This window comes from Aeromicrobium sp. Root236 (assembly GCF_001428805.1).
Lineage (GTDB): Bacteria > Actinomycetota > Actinomycetes > Propionibacteriales > Nocardioidaceae > Aeromicrobium.
The window spans coordinates 1916527-1934305 of sequence record NZ_LMIS01000001.1 but is presented as its reverse complement, the minus strand read 5'-3'; the positions used below and the strand labels follow the sequence as shown (position 1 = coordinate 1934305).

At 70.8% G+C, this 17779-nt stretch carries 20 protein-coding genes; 9 read left to right on the top strand and 11 right to left on the bottom strand.

Translation table 11 applies throughout. From position 1 onward, the window contains the following. The first annotated feature begins 49 nt into the window (after window positions 1–49). Complete coding sequence (gene cobF, locus ASE12_RS09765) at window positions 50–784, top strand: precorrin-6A synthase (deacetylating) (RefSeq protein WP_056399769.1); 735 nt, start codon at window positions 50–52, stop codon at window positions 782–784. Here cobF and ASE12_RS09760 read toward each other — a convergent pair whose 3' ends face one another. Next, window positions 785–2236 carry an MFS transporter gene (locus tag ASE12_RS09760; RefSeq protein ID WP_056399767.1) on the bottom strand — a complete coding sequence of 484 codons (1452 nt, stop codon included), beginning with the start codon at window positions 2234–2236 and terminating at the stop codon, window positions 785–787. A 97-nt stretch (window positions 2237–2333) separates the two neighbouring features. On the opposite strand from ASE12_RS09760, the gene ASE12_RS09755 reads away from it, so the two are divergent. Both ASE12_RS09755 and ASE12_RS09750 read left to right on the top strand, forming a co-directional pair. Next, on the top strand, window positions 2334–3047 hold the full coding sequence (locus ASE12_RS09755) for a TetR/AcrR family transcriptional regulator (RefSeq protein ID WP_235508884.1): 714 nt from the start codon (window positions 2334–2336) through the stop codon (window positions 3045–3047). Between the two features lie 44 nt (window positions 3048–3091). Further along, a complete protein-coding gene (locus ASE12_RS09750) occupies window positions 3092–4072 on the top strand; it encodes an aldo/keto reductase (protein ID WP_056399764.1) in 981 nt (326 codons plus the stop codon). Window positions 4073–4081: 9 nt separating this feature from the next. Here ASE12_RS09750 and ASE12_RS09745 read toward each other — a convergent pair whose 3' ends face one another. Continuing rightward, on the bottom strand, window positions 4082–4450 hold the full coding sequence (locus ASE12_RS09745) for a MerR family transcriptional regulator (RefSeq protein ID WP_056399761.1): 369 nt from the start codon (window positions 4448–4450) through the stop codon (window positions 4082–4084). Window positions 4451–4497: 47 nt separating this feature from the next. Then, the gene (locus ASE12_RS09740) at window positions 4498–5202 is read right to left on the bottom strand and encodes an SDR family oxidoreductase (protein ID WP_056399759.1); all 705 of its coding nucleotides are present in this window, start codon (window positions 5200–5202) and stop codon (window positions 4498–4500) included. A gap of 95 nt (window positions 5203–5297) precedes the next feature. On the opposite strand from ASE12_RS09740, the gene ASE12_RS09735 reads away from it, so the two are divergent. After that, window positions 5298–5855: a TetR/AcrR family transcriptional regulator gene (locus ASE12_RS09735; RefSeq protein ID WP_056399758.1), complete on the top strand. Its 558-nt coding sequence runs from the start codon at window positions 5298–5300 to the stop codon at window positions 5853–5855. Between the two features lie 2 nt (window positions 5856–5857). Further along, window positions 5858–6418 carry a dihydrofolate reductase family protein gene (locus ASE12_RS09730; protein ID WP_056399757.1) on the top strand — a complete coding sequence of 187 codons (561 nt, stop codon included), beginning with the start codon at window positions 5858–5860 and terminating at the stop codon, window positions 6416–6418. 1 nt (window position 6419) lies between these two features. Here the strand turns inward: ASE12_RS09730 and ASE12_RS09725 are convergent, their stop codons facing one another. Beyond that, a complete protein-coding gene (locus ASE12_RS09725; protein WP_056399754.1) occupies window positions 6420–6986 on the bottom strand; it encodes a TetR/AcrR family transcriptional regulator in 567 nt (188 codons plus the stop codon). A gap of 92 nt (window positions 6987–7078) precedes the next feature. Here ASE12_RS09725 and ASE12_RS09720 point away from each other — a divergent pair, with 92 nt between their 5' ends. Next, complete coding sequence (locus ASE12_RS09720; protein ID WP_056399751.1) at window positions 7079–7507, top strand: organic hydroperoxide resistance protein; 429 nt, start codon at window positions 7079–7081, stop codon at window positions 7505–7507. A 2-nt stretch (window positions 7508–7509) separates the two neighbouring features. Here ASE12_RS09720 and ligD read toward each other — a convergent pair whose 3' ends face one another. Together ligD and ASE12_RS09710 are read right to left on the bottom strand one after the other, a co-directional pair. Further along, entirely contained in the window at window positions 7510–8475 is a 966-nt protein-coding gene (gene ligD, locus ASE12_RS09715) for a non-homologous end-joining DNA ligase (RefSeq protein ID WP_056399749.1), read from the bottom strand. Between the two features lie 16 nt (window positions 8476–8491). Further along, window positions 8492–9328, bottom strand: coding sequence for a hypothetical protein (locus tag ASE12_RS09710; RefSeq protein ID WP_056399747.1), 837 nt, complete (start codon window positions 9326–9328; stop codon window positions 8492–8494). Window positions 9329–9377: 49 nt separating this feature from the next. On the opposite strand from ASE12_RS09710, the gene ASE12_RS09705 reads away from it, so the two are divergent. After that, window positions 9378–10415, top strand: a complete 1038-nt coding sequence (locus ASE12_RS09705; protein WP_056399744.1) for an NADP-dependent oxidoreductase — start codon at window positions 9378–9380, stop codon at window positions 10413–10415. Here ASE12_RS09705 and hrpB read toward each other — a convergent pair. The 3 genes from hrpB to ASE12_RS09690 form a co-directional block, all read right to left on the bottom strand. Further along, entirely contained in the window at window positions 10387–12894 is a 2508-nt protein-coding gene (gene hrpB, locus ASE12_RS09700; RefSeq protein WP_056404714.1) for an ATP-dependent helicase HrpB, read from the bottom strand. The two genes, ASE12_RS09705 and hrpB, sit on opposite strands and share 29 nt — an antisense overlap. An 87-nt stretch (window positions 12895–12981) precedes the next feature. Beyond that, entirely contained in the window at window positions 12982–14196 is a 1215-nt protein-coding gene (locus ASE12_RS09695) for a hypothetical protein (RefSeq protein ID WP_056399741.1), read from the bottom strand. Window positions 14197–14302: 106 nt separating this feature from the next. Next, window positions 14303–14650: a helix-turn-helix transcriptional regulator gene (locus ASE12_RS09690; protein WP_056215475.1), complete on the bottom strand. Its 348-nt coding sequence runs from the start codon at window positions 14648–14650 to the stop codon at window positions 14303–14305. 112 nt (window positions 14651–14762) lie between these two features. On the opposite strand from ASE12_RS09690, the gene ASE12_RS09685 reads away from it, so the two are divergent. Both ASE12_RS09685 and ASE12_RS09680 read left to right on the top strand, forming a co-directional pair. Beyond that, window positions 14763–15149: a MerR family transcriptional regulator gene (locus ASE12_RS09685; RefSeq protein WP_056399737.1), complete on the top strand. Its 387-nt coding sequence runs from the start codon at window positions 14763–14765 to the stop codon at window positions 15147–15149. Next, entirely contained in the window at window positions 15146–16132 is a 987-nt protein-coding gene (locus tag ASE12_RS09680; protein WP_056399736.1) for an aldo/keto reductase, read from the top strand. Before ASE12_RS09685 ends, ASE12_RS09680 begins: the two co-directional genes overlap by 4 nt. 85 nt (window positions 16133–16217) lie before the next feature. On the opposite strand, the gene ASE12_RS09675 is transcribed toward ASE12_RS09680, so the two are convergent. Continuing rightward, the gene (locus tag ASE12_RS09675; protein WP_255355462.1) at window positions 16218–16853 is read right to left on the bottom strand and encodes a DUF2461 domain-containing protein; all 636 of its coding nucleotides are present in this window, start codon (window positions 16851–16853) and stop codon (window positions 16218–16220) included. Between the two features lie 9 nt (window positions 16854–16862). Further along, window positions 16863–17705, bottom strand: a complete 843-nt coding sequence (locus ASE12_RS09670) for a helix-turn-helix transcriptional regulator (RefSeq protein WP_056399735.1) — start codon at window positions 17703–17705, stop codon at window positions 16863–16865. Between the last annotated feature and the right edge of the window lie 74 nt (window positions 17706–17779).

Genomic DNA, 17779 nt, shown 5'->3' with positions numbered 1-17779 from the left:
GACCTCGACATCGAGGGCGACCTCGAGACTCTGTCATGAAGGGCAGGGGATGAGGCGCATCCGGGTCATCGGGATCGGACCCGGCGACCCGGACCAGGTGACGCTCGAGGCGGTCGCCGCGATGCACGCGGTGGCCTACTTCGTCGTCGCCGACAAGGGCCCCGACGACCCGTTGCTGGCCGCGCGGCGTGAGCTGCTGAGCCGGCACGTCGGGTTCGGCGCGACCGTCATCGCCGTACGCGACCCGGAGCGTGACCGGGCCGACCCCACCGACTACCGCGGCGCCGTGAGCGACTGGCACGAGGCGCGTGCCGAGGCGTACGAGCAGGTCCTCCTCCAGCAACCGGGCGACGTCGGCTTCCTCGTCTGGGGCGACCCGGCGTTCTACGACTCGACGATCCGCATCGTCGAGCGCGTCCTCGCGCGGGGCAACGTCGAGGCCGAGTGGGACGTGGTCCCCGGCATCTCGAGCCTGCAGCTGCTCGCCGCGCGGCACCGCATCGTGCTGCACGAGATCGGCCAGCCCATCACCGTCACGACGGCGCGCAAGCTGGGCGAGGCGGTCGAGGCCGGCGCCGACAACATCCTGGTGATGCTGAGCGCCCGCATCGACCTCGCCGGGCTCGACGACTGGCACATCTGGTGGGGCGCCAACCTCGGCACCGCGCACGAGCGACTCGTCTCCGGCCGTGTCGTCGAGGTCGCCGCCGAGGTCGACGCAGCCCGCGCCGCCACGAAGGCTGACGCGGGCTGGGTCATGGACGCCTACTTGCTGCGTCGCTGATCAGTGCTCGTCGACGACCCGCGAGTTGCTCAGCGTGAGCGCACCGAGCGCCCCGATCAGGCCGACGACGACGGCCAGCACCGCGTACGTGATGCGTTCGCCGTGGAAGAACGACGCGACGAGGTCGTTGCTCCAGGTGCCGGCCGGCAGCTGTGATGTGACGAGCACCGCGATCAGCGTGCCGACCACGGCGGTGCCGACGCTCGTGCCGACCTCCTGAGCGGTGTCGTTCAGTGCCGTGCCGATCGACGTGCGGTTCTCCGGCATCGCGCTGACCAGCGCGACGGCGCAGATCGTCATGACGGTGCGCAGGCCGACGGTCATGACGACCATCGAGACGGCGATGGCGAGGTAGCCGTGGCTGACGCCCCAGGCGAGCCCACCCAACGCACCTGCCAGCAGTCCGGCGCCGACGAGGCAGGCGATGCGGTGACCGAACCGACGGGCGAGCCACTCGGACACCGGCGTCGCGACGATCATCGTGACGATCAGCGGCAGGTTGGCCAGGCCGGCTCGCACCGGGCTCCACCCGTACGCGTACTGGAAGTGCAGGATCAGGCCGAACATCACGCTGGCCATCGCGATCGACGTGCCGACCTGCGCGATCGCGGCGCCGCGGACGGTGCCGTTGGCGAACAGGCCGAGGTCGAGCATGGGTGATGCGGTGCGGCGCTCGTGCCGGACGAACGCGATGCCCGCGGCGACGGCGCCGGCGATCGAGCCGAGGGTGATCCCCGACAGCCAGCCGTGCTCGACGCCGCTGGTCAGCGAGAAGCAGGCGAGGCCGATCGCGGCGATGCTGAGGACGGCGCCGGGCAGGTCGAGCGCATCGTCGGTCAGGTCCTCCGGACGATCCGCCGGGACTCCGCGGTGGACGCCGATGAACGCGATCAGCGCGATCGGAGCGTTGACGACGAGCAGCCACTCCCAGCGCACGTGCGCCAGGGCGGTGCCGCCGAGCAACGGCCCGAGGATGAACCCGGACAGGCCGACGATGATCATCACGGTCATCGCACGCATGCGCAGTGCCTCCTCGTCGAAGAGCCGGAAGACCAGCGAGTTCGTGATGGGCGCCATGGCGGCAGCAGTGACACCGAGCGCGGCGCGCAGGCCGATGAGCTCGCCGGCGGTGCTGACGGCGACGACGCACAGGCTGATCAGCCCGAACGCGGCCAGTCCGACCAGCAGGACGCGCCGGCGACCGAGTCGGTCGGCCGCGGCGCCGGCGGTCAGCAGCAACCCACCGAAGGTCAGCGAGTACGCGCCGGTGACCCATTGCAGGGCCGTGGTGCCGCTGCCGAGGTCGCGGCCGATGGTCGGCAGGGCGATCGTCAGCAGCGTGTTGTCGACCATCTCGACGAAGAACGCGAGGCAGAGGGCCGAGAGCGGGATCCAGGCCGCGCGCAGCGACGTGTACGTGCGCGGCGGGGCCGAAGTCGTGGTGGGGGTCATGGTGACACCTCCTATCGAACGCTGTTCGACTATCGAACAACGTTCCATAGAATAGAACAACGTTCGATAATCCACAACATCTGGTTGGATGGGAGTCATGGCACCTTCGCGACAGCCCCCGAGACCCCGCCGGCCCGGCGGCCGGCAGCGGGCCTCGCACTCGATGGAGGCCGTCCTGACCGAGGCCGTCGCCCTGCTCGACGAGGCAGGCGACGGCGCGCTGACGTTCCGCGCGCTCGCCGCCCGGCTGGGCGGTGGCGTCGGCAGCATCTACTGGTACGTCGCCAGCCGGGACGAGCTCCTCGACCGCGCGACGGACCACGTCGTCGGCCAGCTCCTCGCCGACGTCCAGGCACAGCCCAAGGGCGACGACCCCATCGAGGACCTGCGGACCATCGCCGTCATGATGTTCGACGCGATTGCCGCCCGGCCGTGGCTCGGCGCCTACTTCATGCGCAACTCCCTGCTCCAGCCCAACACGCTGCGCCTGTACGACCTGCTGGGCCAGCAGGCGCTGCGGCTCGAGCTCACGCCACGCCAGAGCTTCCACGCCGTCTCGGCGGTCGTCGGGTTCACTGTAGGAGCTGCGGCCGACCTGGGGCAGGAGCCGCCGCAGGAGATCCTCGACGGCAGCGTCGGCCGCGAGGAGTACCTCGCCCTGTTCGCCGACATGTGGCGGGCACTCGACCCGGACGAGTTCCCGTACGTCCACCGGATCGCGGACGAGTTCGCGCACCACGACGACGCCGAACAGTTCCGCGCGGGGCTCGACCTGCTGCTGGCCGGGCTCCGGCTGCAGGCCGGCGGCTGACCGCGCCTTGACCTCGAGCGCGCTCGAAGTCCTTGACTGGGGTCATGCGACCGATCCAGCTCGGCACCGACCCGACCCGTAGCCGTCACGTCAGTCCCATCGCCCTCGGCGCCATGCGGATGGGCACCTCGACCGACGAGTCCACCTCGTACGCGATCCTCGATCGCTACGTCGAGCTCGGCGGGACGTTCATCGACACGGCGAACAACTACGCGTACTGGGTCAACGGCACGCAGGGCGGCGAGAGCGAACGCCTGCTGGGCGCGTGGCTCCGGAGCCGTGGCATCGGCGATCAGGTCACGATCGCCACGAAGGTCGGCGGACGCCCCACCCGTCCGTCGCCGACGATGGCGCGCGAGGTCGAAGGGCTGGCGCCGGGGGTGATTCGCGAGTCGGCCGAGCGCAGCCTCGAGAACCTCGGGCGCATCGACCTCTACTACGCCCACATCTTCGACGACGCGGTGCCGCTCGACCACCAGGTCGAGGCGTTCGCCGCGCTGGTGACCGACGGCCTGGTCGGCCTGCTGGGCCTCAGCAACCACTGGGCGTGGCAGATCGAGCGGGCCCGGGCGATCGCCGCTGCGGCCGGGCTACCGGGGTGTGACGTGCTGCAGCACCACCACACGTACTTCCGGGCGCGGACCGACCAGGCCGGCATGCGGTCACCCGATGGCACGCTCGGGGTGACCGACGGGCACCTGCTGAGCTATCTGCGCGCCGAGCCCGGGCTGGCGCTCGTCGCGTACTCCCCGCTGCTCGCGGGCGCGTACGTACGTCCGGACCAGCCGATGGGGGAGCTGTACGACCACGCCGGCACCCGTGCCCGGCGGGCCGCGCTCGACGACGTCGTGCGGGAGACCGGTGCCACCGCCAACCAGGTCGTGCTGGCCTGGCTGATGGGCGGTGAGCTGCCGATCATCCCGCTCGTCGGCGCCTCGTCGGTCGCCCAGCTCGAGGAGAGCATGGCGGCGATCGACCTCGAGCTCACCGCGGACCAACGGCAGCGCCTGGACGCCGCGGGCTGAGCCGCACCGTCATCCGCAGGTGGCGCGCTCGCCGCTGTAGAACGCGATCTTGGTGTCGACGGAGTCGAGGTGGTCGGCCAGCTCGACCAGCTGCCGGTGCACCCGCTCACGGTGGCGCCGCAGGATCTCGAGCCGCTCGGCCTCCGTGCCACCGCCGCTGCGGACCAGCTCGGCGTACCGGCGTACGTCGCGGATCGGCATGCCCGTGGCACGGAGCCGACTGATCGTCTCGATCCACTCGAGGTCGCGCTCCGAGTAGCGCCGATGGCCGTTCGCCGAGCGTTCGACCGCGAGCATCAGACCGTCACGCTCGTAGTAGCGCAGCGTGTGGGCCGTGAGGCCCGTACGGACGACGGTCTCGGCGATCGTGAGGCTCATGGCCGCAGTGTCCCCCTTCGAGTGCACTCGAAGTCAAGCGCCGCGGATCAGGCGACCTGGGGGTAGACCGCCTCGATCGGCATGCCGAGCGCGGCCTTGGCCTGGTGGCTGACGTCGTCGGCGAGCACCTCGAAGGCGCCGGCCTCGATGCCGTCGAGAGCGGACTTCACGACGTCTGCAGGATCGGACTTCGGCGCATCGACGCCGGCGACCATGTCGGTGTCGACGTAGCCGACGTGGAGCCCGACGACCTGGACGCCACGAGGGGCGAGCGCGAGGCGCAGGCCGTTCGTCGCGCTCCAGAGGGCTGCCTTGGTCGGCTCGTACGTGCCACCGAACGACACCCACGAGAGCGCCGAGTGCACGTTGAGGATGACGCCGTTGCCGTTGTCGGCGATGCGGTCAGCCAGGAGGGACGCGAGGCGGAGCGGGCCGAAGTAGTTGGTCTCGAACTCCTGGCGGAGCACGGTCTGGTCGCCGGTCAGCAGCGGTCCGCCGCCGACCGTGCCGGCGTTGTTGATCAGGACGGTCACGTCGGGGGTCGCGGCGACCGCGGCGTCGACGGAAGTCGCGTCGGTCACGTCGAGCTGGAGCGCGACGACCCGCGGGTCAGTCGTGTCGATCGTCGAGGCGTCGCGGGCGCTGGCGTAGACCTTCTTGGCACCGCGCTCGAGCAGCTGGCGGACGTACTCCTTGCCCATGCCGCGGTTGGCTCCGGTGACAAGGACGGTCTGGTCGGCGAGTGAGGTCATGATGATTCCTAGGGAGAGAAGTAAACAGATTGGTGTACTTCTGCAATGTACACAGATCTGTTTACTTCTGGCAACCAGGCGCCTATTCTGTAGGGGTGACGACGACCACCAAGGCCAAGCCCCGCGAGCGGCTGCTGGCTGCTGCAGAGGAGCTGTTCTACGCCGAGGGCGTCCACATCGGCGTCGACAGGCTGTGCGAGGTCGCCCAGGTATCGAAGCGGTCGATGTACCAGCACTTCGGCAGCAAGGACGAGGTGCTCGTCGCGATGCTCGAGCACCGCGCGCCCGAGGTCATGGCGGGGCTCGACACGGCGCCTGGTGCCCCACCGCGCGAGCGGATCCTGGCGGTCTTCGACTCGCTCGCCGCGCAGGCAAAGTCGCCGGAGTTCCTGGGCTGCCCGTTCGTCAGCGTGGCCACCGAGCTCAAGGACCGGGAGCACCCGGCGAGTGTCGCCGCGATGGGCTACAAGCTCCAGCTCACGGCATTCTTCGAGGAGCAGGCCCGCCTGGGGGGTGCGACCGACCCGGAGTCGCTCGGCGTCCAGCTGACGATGGTGTTCGACGGTGCAGGCGCCTACAGCGTCGTACGTGGTGGCGCTTCTCCGGCTGCTCGCGCCGCCGCCGAGGCGCTGCTGGCCGCACAGGGCGTGTGAGCATGGCGCGGCTGAGCTACATCACGAACGTCTCCGTCGACGGCTACATCGAGGATGCGGACGGCGCGTTCGACTGGTCGGATCCCTCCGACGAGCTGTTCAGCTTCATCACGGATCTCGTGCGCCCGGTCGACACCTGGCTGTACGGCCGGCGGCTGTACGAGTCGATGGCCGTGTGGGAGACCGATCCCGCCCTGGCCGCCCAGTCCGACCTCCTGGCCGAGTTCGCGAACGTGTGGCAGCGCGGCAGCAAGGTCGTCTACTCCACGACGCTGGACGAGGTCGCGACGGCCGACACCCGGATGGAGCGGCGCTTCGAACCCGCAATCGTGCGCGACCTGAAGGCGTCGGCGACCGGCGACCTGACGATCGGCGGGGCCGCCCTGGCTGCTCACGCATTCAGCGCAGGCCTCGTGGACGAGTGCCACCTGTTCGTCCACCCGGTGGTCGTCGGTGACGGCAAGCCCGCGTTCTCGCGCGAGACCCGCGCGCGGCTGGAGCTGCTGGAGGAGCGCAGGTTCGACACCGGTGTCGTCTACCTGCGGCACCGCGTGCAGGGCTGAGTCAGCAGCCGATGACCGCGCGGCCGGCGGCGGTCAACGTGGCGGCGACCGCCTCGGGTGTACGGCCGACGTAGCCGGCGACGAGAGCGCCGTCGCGGAGCATCATGAGCTGCTCGGCCTTGGTCTCGACCTCGTCGACCCCGAGCTCGCCGAGCAGCTCGGCGAACTGCGTGACGAGCCAGGTGCGGTTGTCCGCCACGATCCGGTGACCCGGGTGGTCCGGCGACGACAGCTCGGCAGCGGCGTTGATGAACGGGCAGCCGCGGAAGCCGGGCGAGCTGGCGAACGCGCCGACGCCCTCGGCGTACCAGCGCAGCACGCCACACGCGTCGCCCGCGAGCTCGGCACGCTTCTCGGTGAAGAGCTGTTGGGTGTGGGCGACCTGCTGCGTCAGATAGGCCGCGATCAGGTCGTCCTTGGTGGGGAAGTGGCGGTAGAACGTGACCTTGGAGACGCCGGCCTCGGCGATGAGCCGGTCGGCGCTGACCGCCCGGATGCCCTCGGCGTAGTAGCGACGCGTCGCGGCGTCCAGGATGCGCTCACGTACGGGCGCGGTGGTGGTCGGCATCGTCTCGCTCCTTCGGGTTGCCATCGTCCCACGGTCGTGCTTTGATTCATGTAGACGTACTAGTTAGTCTACCTCAATCCAAGGAGATCCACATGCCCGAGCAGATCCTCTACACCGCCGTCGCCACGTCGAGCGGAGACGGCCGCAACGGCCACGTACGCTCGACCGACGGCCTCGTCGACACCGACGTCCGCATCCCGGTCGAGATGGGTGGCGCCGGCGGCGCGACCAACCCCGAGCAGCTGTTCGCTGCCGGCTACGCGGCGTGCTTCCACTCGGCGCTCAAGGCGAGCAAGTCGCAGCACGGCGTCGACGTGACGGACTCGGCCGTCACCGCCGAGGTCGGCATCGGCCCCAACGGCCTGGGCGGGTTCGGCCTCGCCGTGACGCTGCGTGTCGAGATGTCCGGTGTCTCGCAGGAGGACGCCGAGAAGGCGGTCGCCGTCGCCCACGAGTGGTGCCCCTACTCCAACGCGACCCGCGGCAACGTGGACGTCGTCCTGGACGTCGAGGTCGCCTGACCTCAGTCCTCCGGGTCGGCCGGCGGCTCAGCGCCTTCGCGCTCGTCCCGGTCGGCCCACTCCAGCAGCGGCGCGATGTCGAAGACCGCCTGGTCGATGCCGGCATGGAGGTCGCCGAGCTCGGCGAAGCGGGCCGGCACCGTCGCGATCGTGAAGTCGTGCGGGTCGACGTCGTCGACCTCGTCCCAGCGGATCGGCGTCGACACCCGGCCGTCAGGGAAGCCGCGCACCGAGTAGGCCGCCGCGATCGTGTGGTCGCGGGCGTTCTGGTTGTAGTCGACGAACAGCTGCGCCGGGTCGCGGTCCTTGCGCCACCACGTCGTCGTCACGTCGTCGGGTGCCCGGCGCTCGACCTCGCGCGCGAACGCGAGTGCCGCACGGCGTACCTGCTTGAACTCGTGCTCGGCCTTGATGCGTACGTAGATGTGCAGGCCGTTGCCGCCTGAGGTCTTGGGGAACCCCGTCGCCCCGAGCTCGTCGAGGACCTCCTCGGCGACGCGGGCGACCCGCTTGACGGTCGCGAAGTCGCACTCCGGCCCCGGGTCGAGGTCGATGCGCCACTCGTCGGGCTTCTCTACGTCCGCCTTGCGGCTGTTCCACGGATGGAACTCGACGGTCGACATCTGCACCGCCCAGATGACGTGCGCGAGCTCGGTCACGCAGAGCTCGTGGACGTCCCGGTTGTAGCGGGGGAAGTGCACGCTGACGGTCGTGATCCAGGGCGGGGCGCCCGACGGCAGCTTCTTCTGGTGCACCTTGTCGCCGGCCAGGCCCTTGGGGAAGCGGTGCAGCATGCACGGCCGCTCGTAGAGCGCGTTGACGATGCCGTCGCCGATCGCCAGGTAGTAGTCGACGAGGTCGAGCTTGGTCCACCCGCGCTCGGGGAAGTAGACGCGATCGGGGTTGCTGACGCGCACGACCTTGTCGTCCACCTCGATCTCCACCGCGGGCGACGATGCCTTGGCCATGGCCCCACCGTATGACCTACGGCCGACGTACGCCCGTGGGATTGGGGTACGTGACGACGCCCGACGCCTCGACGGCGCGCGCGAGGGCGAGCAGCGGCTCCTCGATCGTGATCGTGCGTCCGGTGGCCTCGCGGTCGATGCCGGCAGCACACACGCGATCCGTCGTGTCCTCGATCTGCTGCCGGGCCGAGCGGCCGGTGTCGGTGATCGTGCCGCCGCCGTCGACCCAGCCGCGTGTCGCCAGCCGGCTGATCGCCGCCGCCCACTCGTCCTCGGTCCATCCCCGCATGCTGCGCTGCTGGTCGCCGGCGAGACCTGCGGCGACGGCGAGGGCGTTGGCGGCCGCGCCGTCGAGGCCGGCCGAGGTCAGCACCGCGATGTGGCAGTCGCCGCGATACTCGCGCAGCACGGTCGCGGCGTGCCAGATGCGGCCGATGTCGTCATCGGGCTCCGGCAGGGAGTGGTGAGCGGCGGCGAGCGGCTTGCCGGCGAAGTCGATGCCGTGCGTGATCGCCGTCAGCTCCTTGGCGAGCCTCGCGACGTCGGCACCCTCGGTCGCCGGAGCGAGTGCGTCACGCGCCAGGTCGTACCTCGTCGCCAGGACCTCGTCGCGCGACGCCATCGACCAGGCATCGGGCAGGGCGCGGTGGACCATGCGCGGCGCGAACCCCTGGAACAGCGCGACCACGAGCTCGGGCGCCGGGGTGCCGACGGCCGCCGAGCGCGAGGCCATGTAGCCCATCCAGTAGCCCTTGAGGCCGAGCGCCTCGTAGCGCTGCTTGGTGTCCGGGGTGAAGTAGACGACGTCGTGGACCGCCTCGATCGAGCGCCAGAAGGTCGTGCCGTTGGTCATGCCCCCATCCTGTCAGGCCCGCTGGGAGCCGCCGGTACGGTCGACCGTGATGACTGACACTGCGCAGAACACCCGCGTCCTGCTGGCCTCCCGCCCCCACGGCGAGCCGACCTCCGACAACTTCACGATCGAGTCCGTCGAGATCCCCACGCCCGATGAGGGCGAGGTCCTGCTCCGCACGATCTACCTGTCGCTCGACCCCTACATGCGCGGGCGCATGAGCGACGCCAAGTCGTACGCCGCGCCGTTCGAGGTCGGCGAGCCGATGCAGGGCGGCATCGTCGCCGAGGTCGTCGAGTCGAACGACGACTCGCTGCGGCCCGGCGACGTCGTGCTGGCCTACGGAGGCTGGCAGTCGTACGGCGTCGCCTCGGCCAGGCACGTCCGCAAGCTTGATCCGGAGCAGGCGCCGGTCTCGACCGCGCTGGGCGTCCTCGGGATGCCGGGCTTCACGGCGTACGCGGGGCTGCTCGAGATCGGTCGGCCTCAGCCGGGCGAGACCGTCGTGGTGGCCGCCGCTGCCGGTCCGGTCGGTTCGGCGGTCGGTCAGATCGCGCGCATCAAGGGTGCTCGCGCCGTCGGCATCGCCGGTGGTGCCGCCAAGGTGGCCTGGCTCGAGGAGCTCGGCTTCGACGTGGCGCTCGACCACCGGTCGCCGACCTTCGCGGCTGACCTCAAGGCGGCTGTGCCCGACGGCATCGACGTGTACTTCGAGAACGTCGGCGGGCACGTGTGGGACGCGGTCCTGCCACGCCTCAACACGTACGCCCGGGTGCCGGTCTGCGGGCTCGTCGCGCACTACAACGAGACCGAGCCGCCGGCCGGACCGGACCGGTCGGTGCGACTCATGACCGCGATCCTGACGAAGGGCCTCACGGTGCGTGGCTTCATCCAGACCGGGTTCGTCAAGACCCACCAGGCGGCGTTCCAGGCTGACGCCGCGGGCTGGCTGCGCGACGGCTCGCTGCGCCATCGCGAGGACGTCGTCGAGGGGCTCGAGAACGCACCGGAGGCGCTCATCGGCCTGCTCAAGGGCAAGAACTTCGGCAAGCTGCTCGTCAAGGTCGGCGCCGACCCGACGCGCTAGGGTCTGCCGACCACGGGTCGTCGGGCCACGCGTGCTTGGGGTAGCGGCCGCGCAGCTCGGCGCGCACCTGTTGGTACGGCCCGGACCAGAACGACTCGAGGTCGGCCGTGACGGCAGCCGGTCGGCGCGCCGGGGTGAGCAGGTGCAGCAGCACCGGGACCCGCCCGTCGGCGATGCGTGGTGTGGCCGACCAACCGAACGCCTCCTGGATGCGGACCGAGAGCACCGGCTGCTCGGACCCGGTCTCGCCGTACTCGACCCGCACCGCGGAGCCACTCGGTACGGTCAGCCGCTCGGGCGCCAGCTCGTCGAGGCGGCCGGCTGCGGGCCACGGCAGCAGCCGGCGCAGGGCCGCCAGCAGGTCGATGCGCCTCAGGTCACGCGTGCTCCGCACTCGGGCAAGCTCGGCGCCGAGCCACACCTCGATCGAGTCGAGCAGCGCCGCGTCGCTGACATCGGGCCACGGCTCGCCCAGTGCGCGGTGCAGGAAACCGAGCCGGGCGCGCAGGGCCGTCGCGGCCTCGCTCCAGGGCAGCATCGCGAGTCCGTCCTTGGCCAGAGCGTCGTGCACCGCGGCGGCCACCCGGTCAGGAGCAGGATCCGTGATCGGCACGGAGGAGAGCTCGATCGCTCCCAGTCTGGTCACGCGACGAGCGACGAGCCGTCCGTCGGTCCACGTGACCTCGTCCACCTCGCCCCAGAGGCTTGCGGCTGCCTCCAGGGCGAGGTCCTCGTGCAAGGGCGCGGCGGACCGGATCTGCGCGTCGGTGGCTCCGGGTCGGCGCTCTGCGTCGGCGATCGCGATCCACGGCAGCCCCGCGAGCGCGGGATCGCCGCGCCGGAACGCCGCGCCCGTGCCGCCGACCATGAGGTATGCCGAGCCGCCCGGCCGCAGGCGTGCGACACGGGCGGGATGGGCCAGGGCGACGATGGCACCCACGGCGAGGTCGTCGGTCAGGTCGGTGCGGTCCGACGGATGCACCGAGCGTTCGAGGCGCTGCGCGGTGTCCTTCCAGGACGCCGTGCCCGGACCACCTCGGCGCGCGGCGCGCAGCGCCGCGACGAGGTCGCCTCCCGGGGCGCGCACGTCGTCGGCCAGCAGGGCGACGACCTCGGCCGCTCGACGGGAGCCGACGAGTGCGGCGCCGTCGATCAGGGCCCGGGCCAGCCGGGGGTCGACCGGGACCCGCGCCATCTGCCGGCCACGATCGGTGATCTCACCGGAGGCCTCGACGGCCCCGAGCCCCAACAGGGTCTGGCGCGCCGCGGCCATGGATACGGCCGGCGGCGGATCGAGCAGCGCGAGTCCGGCACCATCCGGTGCGCCCCAGGCAGCGAGCTCGAGCGCGAACCCGGTCAGGTCCGCGACCGCGATCTCCGGGGCCGGGTGATCGGACAGGTGGGCGTGATCCGCGCGAGACCAGCACCGGTGCACCGTGCCGGGTGCCTCGCGGCCGGCACGTCCGGCTCGCTGCTCGGCCGCCGCCTTGCTGACCCGCACTGTCACGAGTGCCGGCAGGCCGCGCCGCTGATCGGTGCGCGGTTCGCGCGACAGGCCGGCATCGACCACGATGCGTACGCCCGGGACGGTCAGCGAGGACTCCGCCACCGCGGTGGACACGACGATCCGGCGGCGCGGTCCCGGCGACAGCGCCAGATCCTGCTCGCGGGCGGGGAGCCGGCCGTGCAGGGGGATCACGTCGACGTCACCGACGCCTGACAACCGGCGGACCAGCCCCGAGACCTCACCGACACCCGGCGCGAACACGAGCAGGTCACCGGCGTCGGCGGTCAGCGCGTGTCGCACCGTCGCGGCGACGTGGTCGAGGAAGCGCGGCGGGACACCACGCTCGTCGGTCGGCAGCACCCCCGGCGGCGGGGGCGACCAGTGAGTCGTGATGTCGTGCAAGGTCCCCGGGACGGCGACGACCCGCACCGGTCGGTCGCCCCCGAGCGCGGCGGCCGTGCGCTCGGCCTCGATCGTGGCGGACATCGCGACCAGGCGCAGGTCGTCCCGCAACGTCGCCCGCACGTCGAGCAGGAAGGCCAGGGTGAGGTCGGCATCGAGCTGGCGCTCGTGCACCTCGTCGAGGATCACCGCACCGACACCCACCAGCTCCGGGTCGCGCTGCAGTCGCCGCAGCAGCACGCCGGTGGTCACGAACTCGATCCGCGTACGCTCACCGACCTGGCGATCGCCGCGCACGCTGTAGCCGACCGTGCCACCGACCGGCTCGCCCAGCAGGCCGGCCAGCCGGCGCGCTGCCGCGCGCACCGCGATGCGCCGCGGTTGGGTGACGACGACCCGGCCGGGCGTCTGGGCCGCCACGGCCGGGGGCACCATCGTGGTCTTGCCGGTGCCCGGCGGAGCCTGCACCACGACGACGCCCTCGCGGGTCAGCGCTGCCCGGACCGCGGCGAGACCGGCGACGACCGGGAGGTCAGGCGGCCGCTCCAGCAGGCGCTCGATCGGATCCATGGCCACCGGCCCAGTCTGACCCCACCCACGCCGGGAGTGACGTTCCGGTCGCGAATCACCGTCCGGAACGCACTCCCAGCGGGGGTTTTACTGCAGGGTCATCCGGGGCTCGCCGGCCGAGGTGAGGCCGGTTCCCGTACGCACGCAGGCGCCGCTCCTGGGTGCGCCGCCGTTGTACGCCTGACGGACGCACGAGCGCGTGGCCAGCTGGCCCCAGTAGTTGGGGTGCAGCGACTCCTGGATGTAGTACGGGCTGCTGCCGGCTGTCGTCACGGTACGGATCTGGTTGACCCACTCCGTACGATCGACAGCCGTCGGCGCCGTCCAGCCGGCCAGGCCGACCTCCTCGTACAGGCCGACACCGCTCTCGCACAGCCGCCGGCCGTTGAACGTCGACGCCAGGTCGAGCGTCTTGGCGTTCGTGATGCCGGCCTGGCTGATCGCGCCGGTCACGGTGCTGTTGATCGTCGGCAGCGCCGTGGCGTTGGCCCAGTCGGCATCGGCGTTCCAGAACCCGCAGCCTCCGGTGTCCTGCCTGGTGTAGCCGCTCTGGCTGTAGCGGAGGCCGGAGCCGTTGGGGATCGGCGACGGGTAGTTCTGCACCAGCAGGGTCCACGAGCTGTCGGCGTAGCCGGCGTTGCGCATCGCGGTCCGGATGTTGGTGTACGCATTCGCGATCCGCGTCTTGACCGCCGCGACGTTGCTGCTCGTGAAGTTGGCGACGACGCTGCTGTCGTCCTTGCAGTAGTCCTTCCACCAGCTCGGCGACGTCAGGAAGTCGACGACGCACGACTGCACGACGCTCGCGAAGTTGAAGTCGTTGCCGCCGATCGACACCGCGACCATCGTGACGTTGTGGGTCGCGGCGAACTGCTGCAGCATCTTGGCCTGGCCCTGCTTGCCGGCGCCGTTGTCGTAGAAGTCGAGCCCGGGCTTGAAGTCGCTGCCGTCCGACGTCGCGGTCTTGGCGCCCGAGCACGCGAGGTTGAGCCCCTGCACCCCGCCGCCGATATAGATCTCGGCGCTCTTGCTGCGGTGGCAGCGGTTGATCTGCTCGGCGGTGTTCGACGCGTTGTCGAAGTACGCCGTGCTGCCACCCGCGTCGGCCCGCGATGAGCTGTCGTTGGACGACCCGGCCCACCGCCCGGCCTCACCGGAGATGTAGGAGTCGCCGACCGACACGACGTACGGCGTGCCGCTGCCGGGACCGTCGGCATGGGCCGGTGCCGGTACGAGCGTGAGTGCGGCGAACGCCAGACTCAGCGCTCCGACAAGTGGACGTGCTCGGGTGACCAGCGACATGCGGTGCCTCCTAGGCGGTCGTGCTCCCTCCGACCCTGCGGGCCCCGACCGAACCTAGTGGCGTACGTCACACTTTGGGAAGACCTAAATTACCTTCGGGTAGCCGTCAGCGGCGCAGCGGCCGCGTGAGCACCTTGGCGATGCACGCCGGTACGCCCTCGTCGTCGCCGTGGTCGCGGGCCCGGTAGGCGCTGGGGCTCTCGCCGACGAGCTCGGAGAAGCGGGTGCTGAACGTGCCGAGCGACGCGCAGCCGACCTCGAAGCAGACTTCGGTGACCGACAGGTCGCCGCGCCGCAGCAGCGCCATGGCGCGCTCGATGCGGCGGGTCATCAGGTAGCCGTACGGGGTCTCGCCGAACGCTGCGCGGAAGCTCCGCGAGAAGTGGCCCGGCGACATCAGCGCGACGCGGGCCAGGGCCTCGACGTCGAGCGGCTTGGCATACTCACGATCCATCGTGTCGCGTGCCCTGCGGAGCAGGACCAGGTCTTCGTTGGCCACGCCTCATGATGGCATCCCCGCCCGCGGGATTTGACCTGGAGCGCGCTCCAGGGTTCATGCTGAAGACATGACTGTGACAGAGGTTCCCGCAGGTGGCGTGACGATCAGCGCAGCCGCCGAGCTGAGCGGCCTGAGCGTCGACACCCTGCGCTACTACGAGAAGGAGGGGCTGTCCCTCCACCGCCCCGAGCGGTCGGCCTCCGGGCAACGCCGCTACACCGAGGAGGACGTGCGCTGGCTCGGCACCCTCGTGATGCTCCGCCGCACCGGTATGCCGATCCGGGACATCCGCCGGTTCGTCGACCTCTACCGGGTCGAGGGCAGCGAGCCGCAGCGGCTGGCGATCCTCGAGGCGCACCGCGAGCACGTGCTCGAGGAGCTCAGCGAGGTGCAGACCCACCTCGATGCCATCAATCGCAAGATCAGCTACTACCAGGAGAAGGTGAGCGAGTGAAGACCACCGCATGGGGAAGCCAGGGCCTCGAGGCCAGCGTCGAGGGACTCGGCGCGATGGGGATGTCGGCGTTCTACGGCGACCGTGACGACGTGGAGTCGGCCGCGACGCTCAACCGGGCACTCGACCTGGGCGTCACGATGATCGACACCGCCGAGATCTACGGCCCGTTCCTCAACGAGCGACTCATCGGCCAGACGATCGGCCACCGCCGGGACGAGTTCGCGCTCGCGACGAAGTTCGCCACGCACATCGACGACGACGGCACCATGGGCCCGCCCGACGGCAGCCCGGCGTACGCCCGCAAGGCCGTGGAGCGCTCGCTGAAGCACCTCGGCATGGAGACGATCGACCTCTACTACCTGCACCGGGTCGACCCGAACGTCCCGATCGAGGAGACCGTCGGCGCCATGGCGGAGTTCGTCGCCGAGGGCAAGGTCCGCTACCTGGGGCTGTCGGAGGCGGCGCCGGAGACCATCCGTCGGGCGCACGCGACGCATCCGATCACGGCTGTCCAGACGGAGTACTCGCTGTTCGAGCGCAGTCCCGAGGTCAACGGCGTGCTCGACACGACCCGTGAGCTCGGCATCGAGTTCGTGGCGTACTCACCGCTGGGTCGTGGGGTGCTGACGGGTGCCATCTCGTCGCCGGGCGACCTGCCGGCGGACGACTGGCGTCGCAACATGCCGCGGTTCGGCGAGGAGAACCTGACGCACAACCTGACGGTCGTCGACAAGGTCCGGGCGCTCGCCGGGACCAAGGGCGTCACGCCGGGGCAGCTTGCCCTGGCCTGGGTCCTGCACCAGGACGGTGTCGTTGCCATCCCCGGGACGAAGCGCCGGACGTACCTCGAGGAGAACGTGGCGGCGGTCGACGTCGAGCTGACCGACGAGGACCTGACGGCGCTCGCCGATGCAGCGCCGGTCGGCGTGACCCAGGGCGATCGCTACGACGAGGCCGGCATGCGCGCGGTCCACGTCTGACCCCTCCCGACGGCCAACTTTTGAAGCATTGCGCAGGTTCAGTCGCGGTTTTTCCTGCGCAAGGCTTCACAAGTCGGCGGGTGGTCTACGCCTTGGCGTGGCGCAGGACCCACTCGACGAACGGGGTCGCCTCGCGCCAGTCGGCGCGTACGTGCTCGAGCAGCTCGGGCGTGTGGATGAACGGCTCGAAGCCGTAGCTCTTGCCGAGCGTCATCGACTTGTGGCGCAGCAGCTCGATGCGCGGGTGGTCGACGTCGAAGCCGCGCGGCGCCGTCTTGAGCCGGTCACCACCGAGCTCCCACCCCGAGGCCTGCATCGTCGCGAGGATCTCCTCGAGCTCGCCGCCGCGCCGCTTGTCGACGATCGCGTCGCGGATGCTCGCGAGCCGGGGTGACGACGCCTCGTAGAAGCCGACACCGACGCGTACGCCCGGCGCGCCGACCTGCACGTAGTAGCCGGTCGACGGGCCCTTGGGCACGAAGGCGCCCTGATGCGTCTTGTAGGGCGTCTTGTCCTTGGCGAACCGCACGTCGCGATAGGGCCGGAACACCTTGGCGTCGCCGAACTCGTCGGCGAGCGACGCGACGAGCGCCTTCATCGGAGCGGCGACCGCCGTGTCGTACGTCGGCCTGTGGGCTTCCCAGTAGGTCTTGGTGTTGTCCATCTCGAGGTCGTCGTAGAAGTCGAGGGCCTCGACGGGGAATCCGGTGAACTCAGGCACCTTGCGAGGTTACTTCGTGACCGCGACGTCCTGCTCGCCCAGCACGCGGAGCAGCTCGAGCTTGCCGTACGTCTCGGTGCCGGGCGCGGCGCTCAGGATCACCAGGCTCTGGCCCTCCTCGGCCGTGGCCATGGTCTCGCAGTCGACCTCGAGGAGGCCTACGCGCGGGTGGATCAGTCGTTTGGTCATGGGGTGCCGGAGTCCGACCTCGTGGCGCTCCCACAGCTCGGTGAACTCCTCGCCGGTCGCCAGCAGCGCGTCGAGCAGCTCGATCACGTCCGGGTCCTTGGGTCGCCGCGACCACGTGGCACGGACCTCGGCGACCCGGATGCGGCTGTGCTCGGCCTGCTCCTCCGGCGGCACGGCTCTGGTCTCGGGCTCGGCGAACCAGCGCCAGGTCCAGCTCGCCTCGACCCCGGTGAGCCCGCTGCGATCGCCCTGCAGCAGTCGCGACATGCGGTTCTGCGCCAGCACCACGCCGATGTCGGAGATCACGAACGCGGCACAGTCCTCGAGTTGGTCGATGACCCGCAGCAGCACGGGCCGTACGTACGCCGACGAGGCGCTGCGATCCGGCGCCGCGTGGCCCGCCAGCCGGTAGAGGTGGTCGGTCTCGTCGTCGGACAGCCGGAGCGTACGAGCGAGGGCGCGCAGCATCTGGACCGACGGCTGGGGGCTGCGAGCCTGCTCGAGCCGGGCGTAGTAGTCGACGGACATGCCGGTCAGGTGCGCGACCTCCTCGCGGCGCAGGCCGGGTGCGCGCCTGCGAGGCCCGACGGAGAGCCCGACGTCGGCGGGCTGCAACGCCTCGCGCCGGCGGCGGAGGAAGTCGGCGAGCGAGGTGCGATCCATGCCTCCATCATCGCGCGGCCGGGCAACCGTAAACAGGGATCGCCAGTCCGTGGTTGAACGCTCCTCTCCCGCCC

Bases quoted from the DNA above. Each gene is read 5' to 3' on its own strand.
- ligD (WP_056399749.1), bottom strand. From the start codon at position 8,475: ATGGCCAAGGCATCGTCGCCCGCGGTGGAGATCGAGGTGGACGACAAG.
- ASE12_RS09725 (WP_056399754.1), bottom strand. From the start codon at position 6,986: ATGCCGACCACCACCGCGCCCGTACGTGAGCGCATCCTGGACGCCGCG.
- ASE12_RS09705 (WP_056399744.1), top strand. From the start codon at position 9,378: ATGACTGACACTGCGCAGAACACCCGCGTCCTGCTGGCCTCCCGCCCC.
- hrpB (WP_056404714.1), bottom strand. From the start codon at position 12,894: ATGGATCCGATCGAGCGCCTGCTGGAGCGGCCGCCTGACCTCCCGGTC.
- ASE12_RS09670 (WP_056399735.1), bottom strand. From the start codon at position 17,705: ATGGATCGCACCTCGCTCGCCGACTTCCTCCGCCGCCGGCGCGAGGCG.
- cobF (WP_056399769.1), top strand. From the start codon at position 50: ATGAGGCGCATCCGGGTCATCGGGATCGGACCCGGCGACCCGGACCAG.
- ASE12_RS09720 (WP_056399751.1), top strand. From the start codon at position 7,079: ATGCCCGAGCAGATCCTCTACACCGCCGTCGCCACGTCGAGCGGAGAC.
- ASE12_RS09730 (WP_056399757.1), top strand. From the start codon at position 5,858: ATGGCGCGGCTGAGCTACATCACGAACGTCTCCGTCGACGGCTACATC.
- ASE12_RS09690 (WP_056215475.1), bottom strand. From the start codon at position 14,650: ATGGATCGTGAGTATGCCAAGCCGCTCGACGTCGAGGCCCTGGCCCGC.
- ASE12_RS09740 (WP_056399759.1), bottom strand. From the start codon at position 5,202: ATGACCTCACTCGCCGACCAGACCGTCCTTGTCACCGGAGCCAACCGC.
- ASE12_RS09685 (WP_056399737.1), top strand. From the start codon at position 14,763: ATGACTGTGACAGAGGTTCCCGCAGGTGGCGTGACGATCAGCGCAGCC.
- ASE12_RS09750 (WP_056399764.1), top strand. From the start codon at position 3,092: ATGCGACCGATCCAGCTCGGCACCGACCCGACCCGTAGCCGTCACGTC.
- ASE12_RS09760 (WP_056399767.1), bottom strand. From the start codon at position 2,236: ATGACCCCCACCACGACTTCGGCCCCGCCGCGCACGTACACGTCGCTG.
- ASE12_RS09710 (WP_056399747.1), bottom strand. From the start codon at position 9,328: ATGACCAACGGCACGACCTTCTGGCGCTCGATCGAGGCGGTCCACGAC.
- ASE12_RS09755 (WP_235508884.1), top strand. From the start codon at position 2,334: ATGGCACCTTCGCGACAGCCCCCGAGACCCCGCCGGCCCGGCGGCCGG.
- ASE12_RS09745 (WP_056399761.1), bottom strand. From the start codon at position 4,450: ATGAGCCTCACGATCGCCGAGACCGTCGTCCGTACGGGCCTCACGGCC.
- ASE12_RS09695 (WP_056399741.1), bottom strand. From the start codon at position 14,196: ATGTCGCTGGTCACCCGAGCACGTCCACTTGTCGGAGCGCTGAGTCTG.